Source organism: uncultured Turicimonas sp., assembly GCF_902477955.1.
Classification (GTDB): Bacteria; Pseudomonadota; Gammaproteobacteria; order Burkholderiales; family Burkholderiaceae_F; genus Turicimonas.
This window is the reverse complement of the sequence record NZ_CABSJB010000006.1, coordinates 24777-42542: the sequence shown is the minus strand read 5'-3', so window position 1 is coordinate 42542 and position 17766 is coordinate 24777. Positions and strand designations below refer to the sequence as shown.

The 17766-nt window shown below is 45.6% G+C and carries 13 protein-coding genes and 1 pseudogene; 10 read left to right on the top strand and 4 right to left on the bottom strand.

Going from position 1 to position 17766, the window contains the following annotated elements; translation table 11 throughout:
* The first annotated feature begins 12 nt into the window (after positions 1 to 12).
* A complete protein-coding gene (locus RDK53_RS03050) occupies positions 13 to 1974 on the top strand; it encodes a thioredoxin family protein (protein WP_308513231.1) in 1962 nt (653 codons plus the stop codon).
* Positions 1975 to 2136: 162 nt separating this feature from the next.
* Positions 2137 to 3471, top strand: a complete 1335-nt coding sequence (locus tag RDK53_RS03045; protein WP_308513230.1) for a sodium-dependent transporter — start codon at positions 2137 to 2139, stop codon at positions 3469 to 3471.
* 135 nt (positions 3472 to 3606) lie between these two features.
* On the opposite strand, the pseudogene RDK53_RS03040 reads toward RDK53_RS03045, so the two are convergent.
* Positions 3607 to 5226 (bottom strand): annotated as a pseudogene (locus tag RDK53_RS03040) (NAD-dependent malic enzyme); the annotation flags it as partial.
* 120 nt (positions 5227 to 5346) lie between these two features.
* Here RDK53_RS03040 and RDK53_RS03035 point away from each other — a divergent pair.
* The 6 genes from RDK53_RS03035 to pyrF all read left to right on the top strand — a co-directional run bounded on the left by RDK53_RS03035 (position 5347) and on the right by pyrF (position 12212).
* The gene (locus tag RDK53_RS03035) at positions 5347 to 6363 is read left to right on the top strand and encodes a LysR family transcriptional regulator (protein WP_308513229.1); all 1017 of its coding nucleotides are present in this window, start codon (positions 5347 to 5349) and stop codon (positions 6361 to 6363) included.
* Between the two features lie 464 nt (positions 6364 to 6827).
* Entirely contained in the window at positions 6828 to 7958 is a 1131-nt protein-coding gene (locus RDK53_RS03030; protein ID WP_308513228.1) for an ATP-binding protein, read from the top strand.
* A gap of 139 nt (positions 7959 to 8097) precedes the next feature.
* Positions 8098 to 9507, top strand: a complete 1410-nt coding sequence (gene leuC / locus RDK53_RS03025; protein ID WP_308513227.1) for a 3-isopropylmalate dehydratase large subunit — start codon at positions 8098 to 8100, stop codon at positions 9505 to 9507.
* 3 nt (positions 9508 to 9510) lie between these two features.
* A complete protein-coding gene (leuD, locus tag RDK53_RS03020; protein WP_308513226.1) occupies positions 9511 to 10119 on the top strand; it encodes a 3-isopropylmalate dehydratase small subunit in 609 nt (202 codons plus the stop codon).
* A 41-nt stretch (positions 10120 to 10160) separates the two neighbouring features.
* Positions 10161 to 11375: an MFS transporter gene (locus tag RDK53_RS03015; RefSeq protein WP_308513225.1), complete on the top strand. Its 1215-nt coding sequence runs from the start codon at positions 10161 to 10163 to the stop codon at positions 11373 to 11375.
* Positions 11376 to 11399: 24 nt separating this feature from the next.
* Entirely contained in the window at positions 11400 to 12212 is an 813-nt protein-coding gene (gene pyrF, locus RDK53_RS03010) for an orotidine-5'-phosphate decarboxylase (protein WP_308513224.1), read from the top strand.
* Here pyrF and RDK53_RS03005 read toward each other — a convergent pair.
* Positions 12209 to 13177 (bottom strand): LysR family transcriptional regulator, encoded by a 969-nt coding sequence (locus RDK53_RS03005; RefSeq protein ID WP_308513223.1) that lies wholly within the window; start codon positions 13175 to 13177, stop codon positions 12209 to 12211. The genes pyrF and RDK53_RS03005 overlap by 4 nt on opposite strands.
* A gap of 389 nt (positions 13178 to 13566) precedes the next feature.
* Here RDK53_RS03005 and RDK53_RS03000 point away from each other — a divergent pair, with 389 nt between their 5' ends.
* Positions 13567 to 14997 (top strand): lyase family protein, encoded by a 1431-nt coding sequence (locus tag RDK53_RS03000; RefSeq protein ID WP_308513222.1) that lies wholly within the window; start codon positions 13567 to 13569, stop codon positions 14995 to 14997.
* A gap of 2 nt (positions 14998 to 14999) precedes the next feature.
* A complete protein-coding gene (dcuC, locus tag RDK53_RS02995; RefSeq protein WP_308513221.1) occupies positions 15000 to 16370 on the top strand; it encodes a C4-dicarboxylate transporter DcuC in 1371 nt (456 codons plus the stop codon).
* Between the two features lie 76 nt (positions 16371 to 16446).
* On the opposite strand, the gene RDK53_RS02990 is transcribed toward dcuC, so the two are convergent.
* Positions 16447 to 16770 carry a hypothetical protein gene (locus tag RDK53_RS02990; RefSeq protein WP_308513220.1) on the bottom strand — a complete coding sequence of 108 codons (324 nt, stop codon included), beginning with the start codon at positions 16768 to 16770 and terminating at the stop codon, positions 16447 to 16449.
* 61 nt (positions 16771 to 16831) lie between these two features.
* A complete protein-coding gene (locus RDK53_RS02985; protein WP_308513219.1) occupies positions 16832 to 17449 on the bottom strand; it encodes a hypothetical protein in 618 nt (205 codons plus the stop codon).
* Positions 17450 to 17766: the final 317 nt, after the last annotated feature.

Here is a 17766-nt window from a genome sequence, read left to right as displayed (position 1 = left end):
CTTATCTCTTCTATGGCCGAAGCCACGCCTGGCTCGACCATAGAAGTCGGCCTGAAACTAACTCACGATCCTCATTGGCATACTTATTGGAAAGCCACCGGCGACAGCGGCCTTCCCACAGAGATCCAATGGACGCTCCCGGACGGATGGAAAGCCGGCGACATTCAGTGGCCGATTCCCAAAGTATTTAAGCTCGGGACGCTTATCAATTACGGTTATGACGGAGAAGTCCTTCTTCCCGTACAGATCACTATTCCCGCCGACCAGCCTCTTGGCTCCTCAGCCTCATTGAAAGCGGAGGTTTCTTGGCTCATGTGTGCGGAACAATGCGTTCCGGGTAGAGCCTCTCTTTCCTTAGATATTAAAGTTGGACCAAAGTCCGTTCCCTCTGACGCCTACGACATCTTCCAAGAAACACTCAAGGACATCCCATCCGACAGCATCCCCGTTACTGCAAAAATTGACCATTCAAAGAAACTTATTGAGTTGTCTTTTCCGGATAAAGGAGCATTAGAGAACGTCTACATCTTTGCCCAAACGGCAGATTCCATCTCTTATGGAGCACCGCAAGAGATTGTCCCAATGGCTAATGGTTTTTCCGTTTTCCTACACGCCACCGAATTTATTAATACAGGGGACACTTTCGAGGGATTAATTCTGGTTAACGACGGCAAGGAATCTCAAGGCGGCTGGGCTAAAAACTTCAGTGCACCGTTAAAAGAAGCCTCCTTAACGATTCCGGTTAAATCAGAGCAACTGAATTTGTCTCAAGGCTCATTACTGATTTCAGCCTTCTTTGCCTTCCTCGGCGGCTTAATTCTGAATTTAATGCCTTGTGTCTTCCCTGTTCTTTCTTTGAAGATAATCGGCATCGTTGAAAACCGAGGCACTAAGAACTTGTTGCCTCACGGATTCGGATTCTTAGCAGGCATTTTGCTCACAATGCTTGTTCTGTCCAGCCTGCTTATTGCGGTTAAGTCGACCGGTGCAATGATCGGTTGGGGCTTCCAACTCCAATCTCCTTTCTTTGTCTGCGCTTTAGCAGCCTTATTTATTGTTCTCTCGGTAAACCTTCTCGGATTTTTTGAATTTAGTTTTACTCCAAGAATTTCAGGAGCCGGGGCAGCGAAAAAACGTTCTCCTTTTCTGGAGAGCTTCCTCACCGGAGTTCTTGCGGTTTTTGTTGCATCCCCCTGCACTGCTCCTTTCATGGGGGCTGCTCTGGGCTATGCGTTAAGTGCCTCTTATATTGAAACTTTGTTCATCTTCTTAGCCTTAGGCTTAGGCATGGCTCTGCCTTGGTTTTTACTCACCGTTTTCCCGTGGCTTACACGCTGGCTTCCTAAGCCGGGGCAATGGATGATCACATTCAAAAAGTGGATGGCTTTGCCTATGGGGTTGACAGCCCTTTGGCTCCTTTGGGTTTTATCTCAACAAATCAGTATTCTTGCGTTTGCCTGCATTTGTACAGGTCTTCTCTGGTGCTGCGCTGCCCTCTATTTTTACGGAAAGTTCCAATTCGGCAAGCTTTCGGCGAAACCCGTTGCCGCCGTTCTTGCTGCCGCAACATTATTTTTCGTAGGAGGAGGCTTAACGCTCTCAGCCATCTCTCCGGTACAAGAAGTCTACCAAGGAGCAGACAGTTGGTCCCCGCAAAAGGTGGACGATGCCCTCAAACAAGGAAAACGAGTATTTGTGGACTTCACGGCATCTTGGTGCTTAACATGTCAGGCCAACAAATTAGCCGTTCTGCGCACCTCTGAAGTCCAAAAAGCTTTCAAAGACAATGACTTTGTCGTGCTTGAAGCCGATTGGACGAACTACGATGAAAGAATCACAAAAGTCCTGGAACATTTCGGCAGAAGCGGAGTTCCTCTATATGTCGTTTATGAACCGGATGGGTCTACGGAAATTCTTCCGGAACTGCTGACACAAGAAATTGTTCTCAAGGCCATCAAAAAGAATACGAAATAATCGCCTGCTGATGAGTTCAACATGGAAAAAGGATGAGGAGGAGATAGATGCTTCTCCTTATTGTTTGTCCTCATGCGTTAACAAGTTCATAGTTCAAAACTCTAAATTCGAGGAGGAAGCCTGTAACATTCCTTACAGTTAAAATAAAAAGAAGATTCAATCATGGCTGTCGCATCCTCCTGGACATCTCGCTTAGGCTTCATTCTCGCCAGCGCCGGTTCTGCCGTGGGCTTGGGAGCAATTTGGAAATTCCCGTACTTAGCCGGAAACAACGGCGGTTCCGTTTTCCTTTTATCGTACTTATTATTCACCTTTACCGTTGGTGTAGCCATGCTCATCAGCGAGTATGTTGTCGGAAGAGCCGGGCGTGCCGGCCCTATCGGTTCCCTTACTAAAGTAGCAGGAAAGGGATGGAGAATTTTCGGTGCGATCGGAGTTCTGACGGCTTTCTTGATTCTGTGCTTTTACTCTTGTGTCGGCGGTTGGTGCATTAAGTACTTCATTGACGCATTATTCGGAAACGGGTTAGTTTCCAATGCCGATGAACTCAATAAAAATTTCGGCAATTTCGTCAGCAACGGCGTAGTCGCCTATCTCTACCAGTTGGTATTCTTAGCCATCAACGCGTGGATAGTATCTCGCGGAGTCCAGAAAGGAATTGAACGTTTGGCAAAAGTTTTAATGCCGGTTCTTTTCGTACTCATGTTAATTCTTATTGTCAGAGGATTAACCCTTCCGGGTGCGATACAAGGTCTGGAGTACTTATTTAAACCTAATTTCTCAGCTTTCACAACTGAAGCCGTCTTCAATGCGATGGGATTCACATTTTTCTCTCTATCGCTTGGCGCAGCTGTCATGGTCACCTATGCCGGCTATCTCTCGGAAAAAGTTAACCTAGTCTCTTCGACTGCTTGGATTGCATTTTTAGCGATCTTATCTGCAGTCCTAGGCGGCTTAATGGTCATGCCCGCAGTGTTTGCTTTCAATCTCAGTCCGACAGCAGGCCCCGGTTTAACATTTGTCACGATGCCGGCCATTTTTTCCCAGATGCCTTTCGGCGCATTCTTTGCTGCCTTGTTTTATTTCTGCTTGGTTGTAGCTGCCATTACCAGCTCCATCTCAATGTTGGAAGCCGTAGTGGCTGCCGTTCTAACTTCCAGAGGAACTGACAACCGCTCAATTATTACTTGGATTATTACCGCTGCAGCTGCCATCATCGGACTTTTCTGCACGTTAAGTTTCGGATCTCTGGCGGACTTTAAGATCTTCGGCAAGAACGTTTTCGATCTTCTCGATTTCCTAACAAGCAACGTCGGCATGCCGATTTCTGAGATCGGCTTCAGTCTAGTTGCCGCTTGGATTGCTTGGGAAGTCACTGCTAAACAGCTTACGAGTGCCAAACCTGTAAACAAGACTCTTCTCTGGGTTATCAGAATTGGTATCGGCGTTTTAGCACCGTTGCTCATCATCACAGTAGTCCTCACCGGCATCTTTTAATAGCTTTTCATCAAGTTCCTTCTACGCCTATAACCGCAGAAGGAACTTTTTATTATTCACAATGAAATTATTTAACCCAGCAATGGGGATTTCTGTATGCGTGAGAGTGGAAAATTCCGCTTGTTTCGTTAATAATCAGTGATAAGAAGGCTCGTACATTTGTTCCTTAACCCAGGCTTTTATATCAACTGGAAGCGTTATGGAGCAACGGCCGTTTCTTTGCGCGTTGCTAATAATGTTAGCGGCTATTGAGCAACATACCTCCCTTACCTTTTCAAATGGAGGGTAGAGAGCTCCGCTGGCCATATCTTCCTTAGTCACCATATCGGCTACGGTAAGGGAGGCAATAAGGAAGTCTTCGTCTTCTATTGTCGCAAGCTTCCCTAGGAGAGCTGCAAGACCAATAGCCGGATAAATGTAGGCATTGTTTCCTTGGCGCGGAGTTAATGTTTTGTCTTTAAAACTCCATTGGGGAAATGGAGAACCGGTTGCTACCAAGGCTCTACCTTCGGTTGCCCTATACGCTTCTTCCGGAGAACATTCAGATTTACTGTTTGGATTGGAAAGAGGAAAAATGATGGGCTGTTTGTTGAGTTTTCCCATCTCTCGGAGAACTTCCTCCGTAAAGGCACCCCCTGCAGTTGAAAGGCCAATAAGAGCGGTCGGTCTGATGGTACGAATACACTTTAGCAAATCCTGTTCCGCGGCCATCGATTTAGCATAAGGAGCATGGCCGTGGCCACAATTAACACGATCTGAAGTAACAAGTCCATCTACATCGAAAAGGTACATTTGGCTTCGGGCCTTCTCCAAAGAGGTGCCGTCAATGACATTCATAGCAGTGCAGAGCTGATCCGCAGATCCTGTTCCTGCCTCTCCTGCTCCGAAAAAAAGAACTCGTTCATCCGAAAGTTTCGAACCTTTTGCGCGTGCCGCTGCAATAAGGCCGGCTACTACTATACTGCCTGTTCCTTGGATATCATCGCTAAAACAACTGTAACGGTGTCTGAAGCGGGAAAGGAGAGCGAAAGCGTTTGCGTTGCCAAAGTCTTCGAACTGGATAACAGCACCAGGCCAGCGCTTTTTAATGTTGTCAACGATCTCTTCTAAGAACAAGAAATAGTCTTTTCCAGAGATCCGATGATGCCGATGACCGAGATAAAGCGGATCCTTGAGATAAGCCTCATTGTTTGTTCCCACGTCAATTGTTATCGGCAGCGTGCGCGATGGGTCAACACCTGCAAATGCAGTATAGAGGCCCAGTTTTCCTGCTGGGATTGGCATTCCGTTGATGCCGAGATCTCCAAGTCCCAGAATGCGCTCTCCGTCGGTCATTACGATCATGTCTACTTTTTTCTGACGAACATTGGCGAGAATTTCATCTATGCGACCTCGTTCCTCCCAACTCAAAAACAACCCCTTAGGAAACCTCCAGCAATGTGAATAGTTCAAGCAAAGTTCAGCTACAGCTGGTGTATAGGCGATAGGAAGTATTTGGGAAACATGATTAATGAGAAGATAGAAAAAAAGTGTTTCGTTACTTGCATGGATTGTCTGAAGAAATAGAGCCTTTTGAAAAGGTGTATCGCATAACTCCAGTGTGTTAAGGACGGCCTGGGCTTGAAGCTGCAGTGTAGTAGGCACAGGAGGCAGAAGTCCCTCCAGATTGAGTTGGTGGCGAGCTTTCATCGTATACGCCGTGGAATGTGTGTTAGCCGAATCTAATAGTAAGTCAAACCCTGTTTTCATATCTTTCTCCTTTGGTGAAGACTGTGATTCTGACGTCCACTATAGGGAGTTGCATTGTTCTTGAAAATGGAAGATTAGAAACTTAAACTTGCAAAAACTACAACAAAGAATTGAGAAGAAATCCCGATGAAACCTTCAGAAAATATTCAAAACTGGCGCTTGTTGCATGCTCTAAATAAAAAAGGAACACTATCATCTGCTGCCGAGGTGCTTGGAATTGAACTGTCGGAAGCCTCACGGAGAATTTCAAGTTTGGAGAAAGAGTGTCAAACGATTTTTTTAGATCGTAATAGTCGTCCCGCAAAAATCACTCTCGAGGCTAAGCGTCTAGACGTTCAGGCAGGGCGTATCGCTCGAGCTTATAACGCTGCTTTATTGCAACTCGAGGAAATTCAGAAAGAGCAAACCGGTCGAAAACAAATACGAAATATCCGCATTAGCCTTCCGGCAAATTTTGATAAAGTACCGTTGCTTTCTGCTTTGTACGAATACGAGCAGAAGCATTCCGACCTTCATTTGGAATTTTCCGCTGACAGCGGAATTGAAGCACTCCTCGAACATTTAACCGACATCTCTATGGCTGGATATCTCTGGCAAAGAAAAGGAGTATATGCGCTCCCGATCGCCCAATGTTTTAATTTCATAATGGCTTCAACTCATTATCTTAGACGCTGGGGAGAGCCTCAAACCATTGATGAACTGCTCTCGGGCAAGCATCGCATTCTTATGCGCAATCGTAACAATCGCTTCTTTTCGGATAAACTCACAAACGGTCAACGTACCGTCTACGTCCCTTCCACGACCGACATTTTTTACGGAGATGCAGCGGCTTGCCGTGAAATGTTGCTTTCAGGTTCAGGCATAGCCACCGATCTGAGTATTGGCTATGTGAGCGAATACATTGCGCAAGGGCTAGTTAAACCGATCCTGGTGGGTTGGCACCGTGAGCCCTGGACTTTTTATGTGTATTGCCGCGCTGAGGATTCAGAAAGCAGCCTTATCCGCACAATAATGGCCCAAATAACTCAAAAGGCTTTTAGCCAGATTTCTAATCAATGGGAATTTTGGTACGAAAGATTAGGTCTTCCTCGGCCTCCAGAGTTATCTCGGGCGACAGACAAGAACGTAAGGATTACCAAATAACTTCTCAGTTATGTTGAGAAAAATTTCATAGTTTCGGCAAGAATACCTGAGTACAAACTAGAAGGGTTGCCTCCAGCCACTCGAGTTGTTCTCTGGAACTCAGGAATTTTGCATCTCGAGGCGAGTCCAATTTCTGAGATAAGAATGTTTTCGACCTTTCCGCCTTCTGACAACAACGTTGGATTAAGTGGAACGTTTACTTGAGAAATTGCATCTTCTCTAGGAAATTAGGATTGGCATCGGCGTTTTAGCACCGCTGCTCATCATCACAGTAGTCCTCACCGGCATCTTTTAATAGTTTTTCATCAAGCTCCTTTTTGCGTTCTACGCCTATAACCGCAGAAGAAACTTTTTATTATTTAATATTTAATTATTTAAAGTTAAATAATTTAAAGTTAAATAATTTAAAGTTAAATTATTTAATTTATAATCATTAAGAACCGATAATTTAAGCCTTATGCATCATGTTTCTTACAAATCCTTTCGTCATTGGAGCCTACATCTCCGAAGAATACTTTTGTGATCGAGAAGAAGAAAAAGAGAAATTAATCGGTCATCTCAGAAATGGAAGAAATGTAGTTTTGTTCTCTGAGAGGAGAATGGGCAAAACTGGACTCATTCAACATGTATTTCACAACAAACAAATTCAAAAAGACTATAACTGTTTGTATTTCGATGCGTACGCTTGCGGGAACATCCAAGAGTTTACTTACGAGCTAACCAATTGTATTTTTAATAACTTAAAGGAGACCGGCTCATTCTTAGAAAAAATAACAGCCATATTCAGATCAATCCAACTCTCTCTCGAAATAGATCCGATGACAGGGAAACCGGAAGTTGGGATAAGCTTAGGAGAAATTAAACAACCAGAAAGAACCCTGCAAGAAGCATTTAGTGTTCTGAATACTCTTGAGAAACCCGTCATCCTAGCGATCGATGAATTTCAGCAGATCCTTTCCTTTAAGGACTTTAATACAGCTGCCTTCCTAAGAGGACTCGTACAAACTTCGTCGAACGTGAAGATGATCTATGCAGGAAGCGAAGCTCATTTGCTGTCTAATCTATTTCTTCAAAGCAGCAGTCCTTTCTATCAGACTTCAACGATGATGCGCTTAGAGGCAATTCCAGCAAACAAGTACTTTTTATTTGCAAAAGAAAAATTCGAAAAAGAGGATAAAACCATCACAGAGGCTGTCTTTTATGAAATCTACGAAGAGTTCCAAGGCTGCACGTGGTTTGTTCAATCGGCTTTAAATCGTATTTATGCCAATACACTTCCGGGGGAGAAGGTCCCTGCGGATGCTCTGGAAAAGACTGTAAGGACTCTATTACAAGAGCAGGATGTTTTTTATCGTACTCTTCTGTCTACTTTATCAATGGCTCAAAAAGCGTTGCTGTTTGCTGTTGCCAAGGAGGAAACGGTGTCGAATCCTTCTTCTACAGAATTCGTCAAAAAGTACAGCCTTTCCTCCGTAAGCTCGACTCAATCAGCTTCACGCTCTTTGATTGAAAAAGGAATCTTGAGAAAAACGGATAAAGGTTTATCGATTTATGACTTCCTGTTTAATGCCTGGATCAAAAAACACTACGTTTAAACAAAACCAACTTGCGGCCTCTTAATTGCTGTTTATGCAGGTTGTCTGCAGGCCGTCTGTATGTTTTTCAGAGTGCACCAACCGCTACGTCGTAAAAAATGTCGGAAATAGTAAAATCTAGCCAATCCAAGGAGTTTTTATGAAAGCCCAAACCTTATACGACAAAATAATTGAGCTTCACACTATTGAGAACTTAACAGCCGATGGCAGGGAGAGACTTGTGTACATTGACAGGACGGTAGTCAATGAATACACCAGTCCGCAAGCCTTCTCTCTCTTACGGGAAAACAAACTTCAAGTTTGGCGTCCCTGCGCCACACTCGGCACGGTAGATCACGTTAATTCAAGCGCTCCTAATCGAACCGAATTTCCTTCAGAAGAGAATTCATGCACCCAAGTTAAATATCTTCTGAAAAACGGAGCAGATTTTAATTTTGAAGTCCTCAATAACGGCAACCCAAAGCAAGGCATTGAACATGTCGTCATGGTGGAACGAGGAAAAGTTCTTCCAGGAATGCTTATCGGTGCAGGCGACAGCCATACCGCCATGTACGGTGCTCTCGGAGCAGTTGCATATGGAATCGGAACCTCCGATATTTATCATTACCTTGCAACTTCTACCCTTCGCTATAAAAAGCTCAAGAATATGAGGGTCTGCGTTACCGGCAAGAGAGGCGCAGAAGTTTCTGCCAAAGACATTATTCTTTTCATTGTCAAAAAACTCGGAGCCGGCGGATGTACAGGTCACTGCGTTGAATTCTGCGGTCCGGTCATCAGCGACTTAACGGCAGAAGAAAGACTTACTCTATGCAATATGGCGGTCGAATGCGCAGCTCGTTCTTCAGTCATCGCCCCGGATGAAAAAGTATTCGAATATCTGAAAGGCAAGGAATGCAGTCCCACCGGCAAACTTTGGGACGAAGCCGTCAGCTTTTGGAGAACTTTAAGATCCGATTCCGACGCCGCTTTTGATAAGGAAGAAACTATTGACATCACAGGCTTAGAGCCCTCTGTTACCTGGGGCACTAGTCCCGATCAGAATTGTTTTATTTCCGAGGCTATTCCAAATCCGGAAGAAATCGAAGATCCTAAAGTTAGAGCCGATTTCGAAAGAGCCCTCTCGTATATGGGATTGAAAGCCGGACAAAAAATTAAAGGCTTGCCGATTACTCATGCGTTCATTGGTTCCTGCACAAATTCAAGAATCGAAGATCTTCGAGCTGCTGCCGCTGTCTTAAAAGGCAAGAAACTTGCCCCGGGCGTCTGGGCAATGGTCGTACCGGGCAGCACACAAGTCCGTGCTCAAGCTGAACGGGAAGGAATCGACAAAATTTTCAAAGATGCCGGTTGGGAATGGAGAAATTCCGGCTGCTCTCTTTGTTTGGCAATGAACGGGGATATTCTCGACGCCCAAGATCGTTGTATCTCGGCGACCAATCGCAACTTCGAGGGACGGCAGGGAGTTCAAACCAGGACTCACTTAGCCAGTCCTCAAATGGTCGCTCTAGCCAGTGTTAAGGGTTTTATTGCCGACATTCGGGAGGAATAGTTCATGTCTCAATTCACACAACTGACAGCTGTCGCTGCACCGATGCCGGCATCCAATATTGATACTGACATCATCATGCCCAAAGCCTTCTTAAAAAGAATTGATAAAGAAGGCCTCCTCGATGGGCTTTTCCATGACGTCCGCTTAAACAAAGACGGGAGCGAAAGAAAAGATTTCGTTCTCAATCAAGAAGGATTTCGAAACGCTGAGATTCTGGTGACGGGTCCTAATTTCGGATGCGGTTCTTCTCGTGAACATGCCGTATGGGGTCTTCAAAAGAGAGGTATTAAATGTCTTATCGGATCCTCATTTGCCGGTATTTTCTTTGACAACTGCGCTAATAACGGCATCTTAGCTATCGTTGTCGAACCGGAGCGCACGTCCTCTTTGATGCAAGAGCTGTCCACAAACGAATCAAAGAGTATTACCATAGACTTGGAGGCACAGACTATAAAAGCGCCTTCGGGAACCGTCATTGCTTTCGACATTGAACCTTCAAGGAAAGAAAAACTGCTTAAAGGCTTGGATCCTGTGGGTTTAACGCTGAAATCTAAAGACAAAATAAAAAGATTTGAAGAAAAATACTTTAAGCAATTCCCTTGGCTTGCTTGATAAAGAATGACTCTCTCGCATCATTTAGTGTTGAGGTTTGAATGAACTGGAAGATTTCGCTTGGAATTCTGACAACTTGTACGGTTCTCATGTCGATGAGCTATACCATGCTCATTCCTTTCCTACCCATGTATCTCATTCAAGATTTGGGAGTGGCCAAAGCAGATGTAGACATGTGGTCGGGCCTTATCTTTTCGGTTACCTTTCTTATCAGCGGCATCATGGCTCCTATTTGGGGGGCTCTTGCCGATAAGAAGAGCAGAAAGTTAATGGCTTTGCGCGCAGGGTTCTGTTTAGCGATAACTTATTTCCTCGGCGGTATTGTTACAAATCCTTGGGAACTATTCGGCGTTCGATTCATTCAAGGCCTTTCTGCCGGCTTATGGCCTGCTCTTCTAGCTATTATCTCGGCAAGTTCGCCAAAACTGAAACTTGGATTTTGTTTAGGCGTGATGCAAGGCGGTATGACTGCCGGAGGCGTTCTCGGACCCCTATTCGGCGGTTTGTTGGCTGACCAGTTCGGGATGCGCGCCTCCTTCTTTATCGCCGGGGGCGCACTCTTCATTATTTCCTGCGTCATCCTTTTCTACATTAAAGAAGAACCAAGAAAGCCAAACCCGAACGCCAAGCCTGTCAAAGTTTGGGACTTCTCATTGCTAAAGATTCCTGCCGTCAAACGTATGCTGATCTGCGCCGGAATCGTTCAAATGAGTATTTTGCTTACCCAGCCAATCATGCCGTTATACGTTGCAGAACTCCAGGGCTCAATGGATAAAATCGTTCTGGTTTCCGGAATTGTGTTTTCCATCGTTGGTGTTTCAGGCGTCATTGCCTCTCCTATTTGGGGCATTCTGGGTCAGAACTGGGGCTATCGCCAAGTGCTTTACTTGGCTCTTTTCGGCTCGGCAATTTTCGGCATTGTTCAAGTCTTTCCGTCTTCTTTAGAGGGATTTACTATTTGGCGTTTCATCGGCGGATTAACTTTTGCCGGAATTTTCCCTGCTATTAATGCAGTTCTCACCATTTCGACATCTCCCGCTGACAAAGGCCGTGTTTTCGGGTTATCTTACTTAGCCCAGCAGATCGGTTCAGTGATGGGACCAATTTTCGGCGGTATGCTCGCCGCGGCTTTCTCCTACAAGATTATTATCGGAGTCTCCGGTGCTATTCTTCTGCCGTTAGTGTTTTATCTCTGGATTAATCGACCGAAAGAGAAAGTCATGGCAACCGGCACACCTCTGGAAAAAGACCACTAAACTCAATTTTTACGAAAGAACATTATGAAATTCAGTCAGATGCTTAGCTCCTGTTGGGAGAAAAATGATTCCTTACTGTGCATCGGTTTGGATCCGACGCCGGCAAGATTTCCGGAAAAGTTTAAAACTTCCTCTCGCCCGATCTTCGATTTCTGCACTGAAATCGTAGATGCGACAGCAGATTTAGTCTGTGCTTTTAAGCCTCAAATTGCCTACTTCTCGTCATCGAGCGCCGAACAGGAACTCATTGACATTATTGACTGGATCCACACTAACCACCCCGGCATCCCTGTCATTCTCGACGCAAAAAGAGGAGATATCGGAAGCACGGCGGCTCATTACGCTAAAGAAGTTTTTGAACGCTTTAAAGCTGACTGCGTTACTCTGTCACCGTACATGGGCAAAGACTCTGTTGAACCTTACCTTGAATACGCTGAGAAGGGAGAATTTGTTCTTTGCCGAACCAGCAACAAAGGCGGCGATGACTTCCAGATGCTTGATGTCGGAGGAGTCCCTCTCTACATCAAGGTTGCTGAGAAAGTCGCCGAATGGAATACCAATGGTCAGATGGGTTTAGTCATCGGTGCCACTTATCCTGAAGAACTAAAAAAAGCCCGTGCAGTCGTTCCTGACCTTACATTCTTGGTCCCCGGCATCGGCGCACAAGGCGGCGACATTAACGCTGCAGTAAAAGCCGGGATGAACAAGGATAAGACAGGTCTAGTCATCAACTCCAGCCGTGCCATCCTCTACGCCTCAAAAGAGGCGGATTTTGCCGAAAAAGCCAGAGCTGAAGCGCTAAAGACAAGGGACGCAATCAATAAAGCACGCGGTTAAACTTCCCGCGTCACAGTCTCTCTAGGGGGCTCCCAGTAGGGACGGACTATATCTTCTTTCTGAGAAAAGAATTTCTTCAGTCTGTCCCGGAACCACTCCATAAAGATCCGATGACGCCGCACTCTCCAGTGAGAAGTCGACGTTATGATAAAACATTCATGAGGCGGATTCACCCAACCGGGAAGGATGGGAATCAGCTTCCCTGCGGCAATTTCTTCCGCACAATGAATTAACGGCAGATCGACGGCTAGACCCATTCCATCAAGCACGGACCTTCTGATTGCCAGGATATTAGCGACTTTCATAATGTTGCCGCAAACCACTTCTTCTTCGATCCCGTTCTTCACGAGAACCTTCGTCGGGTTTCTAACGGTTCCCGAATAAAGCAAAACGCGGTGGTTTACCAAATCTCTCGGATGCAGCGGCATCCCGTACTTTTTGATGTATTCCGGTGAAGCAACCGGGACGTAGACGTTTCTTCCGCGGGAGAAACTAACGATTCTCGCGTCCTTAGGCTTGTAGGTAACCACGGCAATATCAGAACGGTATTGAAGAATATCTTGGATTGCTCCGCCCCCTCCGACTTCAAAGCTGATATCCGGATACATCACGTTAAATTCCATCAGCATCGGCATCATGAATCGAGTAACGAACCCAGGAGCTAAGGAAAGCCGGATTTTGCCGCTAAGTTGAGAAGAGCCCTGCTGCAAATCTGAAATCATCTCGTTGTGCATTTGAAGCAAAGGAACGATATGACTCCTGGCTCTTTCGCCGACTTGCGTTAACTGCAAAGGCCGAGAATTACGCGAAAAAAGATCCTGACCAAGGGCTTTTTCCAGCCCTCCGATTGAACGCGAAACCGTAGAGACGTCAATGTCAAAATCGGCGGCAGTATCGGAGAAACTTCCAGTCCTGCAAAGGCTCACGAAAATTCTCCAGGCGTTGAGATCGTTTAACTTAGTCATTGGGATTCCTTTTTCGCAGAGTCTAATTACCTCTTGCAATTTCAACAATAACTTTGCATTTCACGCAAAACCGCCTTGCAGAAATCGCCAGATGTGGTGAGAGAAAACCTCAATACCAAAACAAGGGATATTTTATTTAAGCAATTTAAGTTAGAGGTTTATATTTCGGGATCTCACTGATTTTTAAAGGGGTATCCCTATTAGAGATACCGAGGATTTAAAAACCTTCGTCCCCGCATCTTTCTTTTATTCTAGGTAAAAAGAATCCGGCTTTGCGCCAACAATTTGCATTCTCCGCAAAGTGCTTTTGAAGAACTTGCCTAGTCTTTTCTCTGAATCAAAGGCAATATAAAAAAACAAAAATATTCATACTTTTCCACGGAGTTTCTATGGCAGTAAGAGACGAATTCTTTTGGTTAAGCAAGGTTAACCAAGCCACAATAGTTATCAACAGCAAGCTCGGCCTTCTTCCTAAGCCAATCGCAATTGAAGCGGCCAGAGCTCTCAGAGAAGTTATCGCCGACGGCGAAAAAGATCCCGCTCTTCGTCCTAAGACTTACATCACCTTTGAGCCAAAGATGATTGCAAAAAGCGGCCCTGAAATCACGATTATGCATGCAGGCAGATCCAGCCAAGACATTCATGCTACCTACCGAGCAGCCACTCTTCGTGAAAAGGCCCTTGAAGTTGCCGACGGTCTTCTTACCGTCATTAAAACAATCGAAAAACTGGCTATAAAACACAGAGATGTTGTATTGCCCAACTACACCAACGGTGTTGCCGCTCAGCCCAACGCCTACAGCCATTACTTGATCGCTTTCTTGTACGGATTCCTGAGAGATTTCGCCCGTTTGGAAGAATTCTACGAAAGACTTAATGTCTGCCCGATGGGTTCAACCGTATTAAACGGTACTTGCTGGCCTCTGGACAGAAGAGAAATGGCCAAGAGACTCGGTTTCTCCGGCATTGCCTACAATGCTTTTGACGCCACTCAGGTTGCTCAATCCGATTTGCCTGTTGAATTCTCTTCCATTGTTACCGCTATTGCCATCCATATCACTTCTTTCCTAACAGACTTGATGGTGCAGTACGCCCAACCTCGTCCTTGGATCCTTTTACAGGAAGGCGGAGACAATACTTACGTTTCTTCCGCAATGCCTCAGAAACGCAACCCCGGCTTGGTCAACAACTGCCGCACGGAAGCCAGCGAAGTTATCGGACAAGCACAAGGCGTGGTATTCCGCGCCCACAACCTTGAAACCGGTATGCTGGATCCGAAAAAACAAGATCTCCATGCTGCTTTAGGCAATCGTGCCGTCAATATGCTCAAGCTGTTCAACAAGGTCCTCAATGCCCTTGTCGTTGATAAAGAACGTGCTCTTGAAGAACTTAATAACGACTGGACCGCGAGCCAGGAAGTCGCTGATGTCTTAATGCACGAATTCGGTCTTCCGTTCCGCGTAGGCCATCACGTTGCCAGCCGGATGGTCAGCTTCGCCCGTGCCAACAAGATTCTTCCTCTGGACTTCCCTTATGAAGAAATGAAGAGAATCTACAAAGAAGTCATTGAAAAAGAATATCCGACTGCCAGTTCAGAGCTTCCGATGTCTCTGGAAAGATTTAAGGCTGCCTTGGATCCCGTTGCCATCATCAACAACCGCAAAACCGAGGGTGGTCCTCAGCCGGCTGAAATTGAGAAGATGCTTCAGGATGTCAAAGATAAAAACGAAAAACGCACACAATGGCTTGAAAAACAAGTCACTCAAATTAATCAATCCCTTCAAAACCTTGAATCTGAATTTAATCAAATAGGAGAATAACCATGTTAATGCTTATGCCATGGTTTGCTTTAATTGTCACGATTATTACCGGGTGGCTGATTATCAAACGCTATCCGACGGCAATGGTCTTATTATTTGCCGGTTTAGCAATGTTTGTTTTCGCCGTTCTTTGCGGAGTTCACGGCTTTCTTCCGAAAGGCGTAAAACCCTCCGGCTTCATCTGGTTCGATATCTTTGATTTATTAAGAACAATTGCCACCAAACAAGCTTCAGGCATCGGCTTCCTGATTATGGTCGCCGGCGGCTTCGCAGCTTATATGGATAAGATTGGCGCTGCCAGAGCTTTGGTTAATGTCTGCATTAAGCCATTAAAAGCTCTTTCTTCTCCCTATCTTGTTTTAGTTCTCGGCTATTTCATCGGCCAGACTTTGGTTCTCGTTATTCCGAGCGCCGCAGGTCTTGCCATGCTGCTCTTAGTAGCTCTTTTCCCGATTCTTCTCGGTGTCGGCGTCTCTCCGGCGGCAGCAGCCTCTGTCATCGGTACAACAGCAGGCATGGTTCTCGGGCCAGCAGGCGGAACTGCAAACCTTGCCGCTAAAACAGCGGGCTTAGATCCGATTATCTACTTTGTAGAATGCCAGCTTCCGGTTGCTATTCCAACATTGATTGTTGTCGGCATTGCCCACTACATTGTTCAGAAATACTACGACAAGAAGAATGACGATGTTTACACTCAGGCCATTCTTACTCAAAAAGAAGATGTTCGCGATGTTCCTAACTGGTATGCCATCCTTCCATGCCTGCCAATCGCTTTGATGATCATCTTCAGCAAACTCGTTTATTCCGCAATCAAACTCAATACTATTTCTGCCCTGCTTTTGGTTTGGATCCTCACTGTCATCATCGAATTAATCAGAAGAAGACAACCTAAGGAAGTATTGAAAGACGGTCAGTTCATCTTCAAATCCATGGGCGGAATGTTTGCTTCCATCGTTGCCTTGATTATCTGCGCCGAGTTCTTTGCCAACGGTCTTAAAGTTACCGGACTGATTGATGCTCTCATTTCTCACGCTCAGCATTTAGGTCTTGGTTTGAACGGTATGACCATTGTTCTTACAGGCGTTGTCGGTCTCGTCACATTCCTTACCGGTTCCGGTGTAGGCGCCTTCTCAAGCTTTGCCGCATTAGCTCCTGACGTTGCCGGCGGCTTAGGCGGAACAGCAGCTGCTTTCGTTACCCCGATGCAATTTGCTTCCGGTATGCTTCGTGCCATGTCCCCGGTTGCCGGCGTGATCATTGCGGTGGCCGGTGCTGCGGGTGTCTCCCCGATGGCAATCGTCAGAAGAAACTGGATCCCTATGATGGCCGGCATGATCTCCGTGATCATCTGCAACTATATCTTCTTGGGATAACAATCGTTCTCTAAGACGCAAAAACCGCCGAAAGGCGGTTTTTGTTTGTCAACATAATTTGGAATCCGTACGGCTATTACACACCGTCAGGACTAGTCCAATTTGGTTCCTGCAGAGGCATCTTCGGGCTCTTCAAGGCCGACTCAGGGAAGTCCAATCTTTCAGGCAGCTTCTTTTCTTTGGCAATTGCCAAATGAAGTACGCTCAAAGCAATAGAAGGCCAAATATCAAACACCCATTGAGGAGGCTCGGCCTGAAGTTTGGCTTCATAGTCCTTAACGGCAGACTTCACACCTTTCTTTGTATTGTCTGATTCGTAGCCCATCTGATGCATAAAAGCCAAAACCAAAGCGTCAAAATCCGCATTGGGATCTTGTGAGGGCGGCACTTTAAACGTCAAAATAGTCTCCTTTTTTCTGTTAAAGCTAAATAGACAGGTCTTAGCTTACAGTCTTAATCAGTTATTGCTGAGCACTCGGGGCATTTTGAGCAGAAGGAGCTCCTTGCTGGAACTGTCCCGGTTGAACAGGAACCAAGATTTCTTCCTGAGGAAGCGGCTGCGGAGCTATTTGCATTTGGGAAGGCTGTTGTACCTGAGGAGCTTGTTCGCTCGGCTGTACTTGCGGTGCCGGCTGAGCAGTCTGTGGTTCTACAGACGGAGCAGGCATTACTTCAGGGGGCAATGGTGTTACAGCCTGAGGAACCATTTCAGCTGCTTGCTTCTGGATGTCCATGAATGTAGCCAAAGAACCGGCTATATAACCCATACCGACCAAAGCCTCGTCGCGAGTTACTTCTACGCCCTCTGCTTTAGCTTTGTTCATTAAAAATTCTGTGGCTTTGTCCAACTCTTCCTGAGTGACAAGGAATTTGCCGCTGTTTTGCATAGTAACAAGTTTATTGATGACTACAGCAGCAGGACCAAATTGATTTGCATTTTCAAATTGATTTGCACTTTGAGCTGCCGGGGCTTCAGCTTGCGGCGCAGAAATTGGGGCCTGTGCTTGCTGAGCGAAAGCAGTAGAACCAAAAGCGAGCGCCGCTGCAAGAGAAACAGCTACTAATTTGAAACCTTTCATTTGTGTCTCCTAAAACACATTCGGATGCGGGTCAATATACTCTTTGGCCTGAAAAACGATCACCTCCAGGGGCCTTATATTTCCCGAATTGGTATTTAATTTTTAAGGAAAAATCCTCGAAAAGCCACACCGCAAAAGAGTTCCGAGCCTCATGAAATTCACTGCTCCAAAAAGTAACGTTTGTTTCAAAGTTTCTCTTTCTGGGATCTTGGAAAAATCCTTTAAAAACGTTTGAAAGAGAAGAGACAACGATATTTTTCCAACCTGAGCGGCACTGTTTAAATTTTCAAATTGCTTATTTTAGTGGGTATTTCTAC

What these genes read in the sequence shown, in the direction of transcription:
- RDK53_RS03050 (WP_308513231.1), top strand. Translation starts at nt 13, where the DNA reads ATGGCCGAAGCCACGCCTGGCTCGACCATAGAAGTCGGCCTGAAACTA.
- RDK53_RS03045 (WP_308513230.1), top strand. Translation starts at nt 2,137, where the DNA reads ATGGCTGTCGCATCCTCCTGGACATCTCGCTTAGGCTTCATTCTCGCC.
- RDK53_RS03035 (WP_308513229.1), top strand. Translation starts at nt 5,347, where the DNA reads ATGAAACCTTCAGAAAATATTCAAAACTGGCGCTTGTTGCATGCTCTA.
- RDK53_RS03030 (WP_308513228.1), top strand. Translation starts at nt 6,828, where the DNA reads ATGTTTCTTACAAATCCTTTCGTCATTGGAGCCTACATCTCCGAAGAA.
- leuC (WP_308513227.1), top strand. Translation starts at nt 8,098, where the DNA reads ATGAAAGCCCAAACCTTATACGACAAAATAATTGAGCTTCACACTATT.
- leuD (WP_308513226.1), top strand. Translation starts at nt 9,511, where the DNA reads ATGTCTCAATTCACACAACTGACAGCTGTCGCTGCACCGATGCCGGCA.
- RDK53_RS03015 (WP_308513225.1), top strand. Translation starts at nt 10,161, where the DNA reads ATGAACTGGAAGATTTCGCTTGGAATTCTGACAACTTGTACGGTTCTC.
- pyrF (WP_308513224.1), top strand. Translation starts at nt 11,400, where the DNA reads ATGAAATTCAGTCAGATGCTTAGCTCCTGTTGGGAGAAAAATGATTCC.
- RDK53_RS03005 (WP_308513223.1), bottom strand. Translation starts at nt 13,177, where the DNA reads ATGACTAAGTTAAACGATCTCAACGCCTGGAGAATTTTCGTGAGCCTT.
- RDK53_RS03000 (WP_308513222.1), top strand. Translation starts at nt 13,567, where the DNA reads ATGGCAGTAAGAGACGAATTCTTTTGGTTAAGCAAGGTTAACCAAGCC.
- dcuC (WP_308513221.1), top strand. Translation starts at nt 15,000, where the DNA reads ATGTTAATGCTTATGCCATGGTTTGCTTTAATTGTCACGATTATTACC.
- RDK53_RS02985 (WP_308513219.1), bottom strand. Translation starts at nt 17,449, where the DNA reads ATGAAAGGTTTCAAATTAGTAGCTGTTTCTCTTGCAGCGGCGCTCGCT.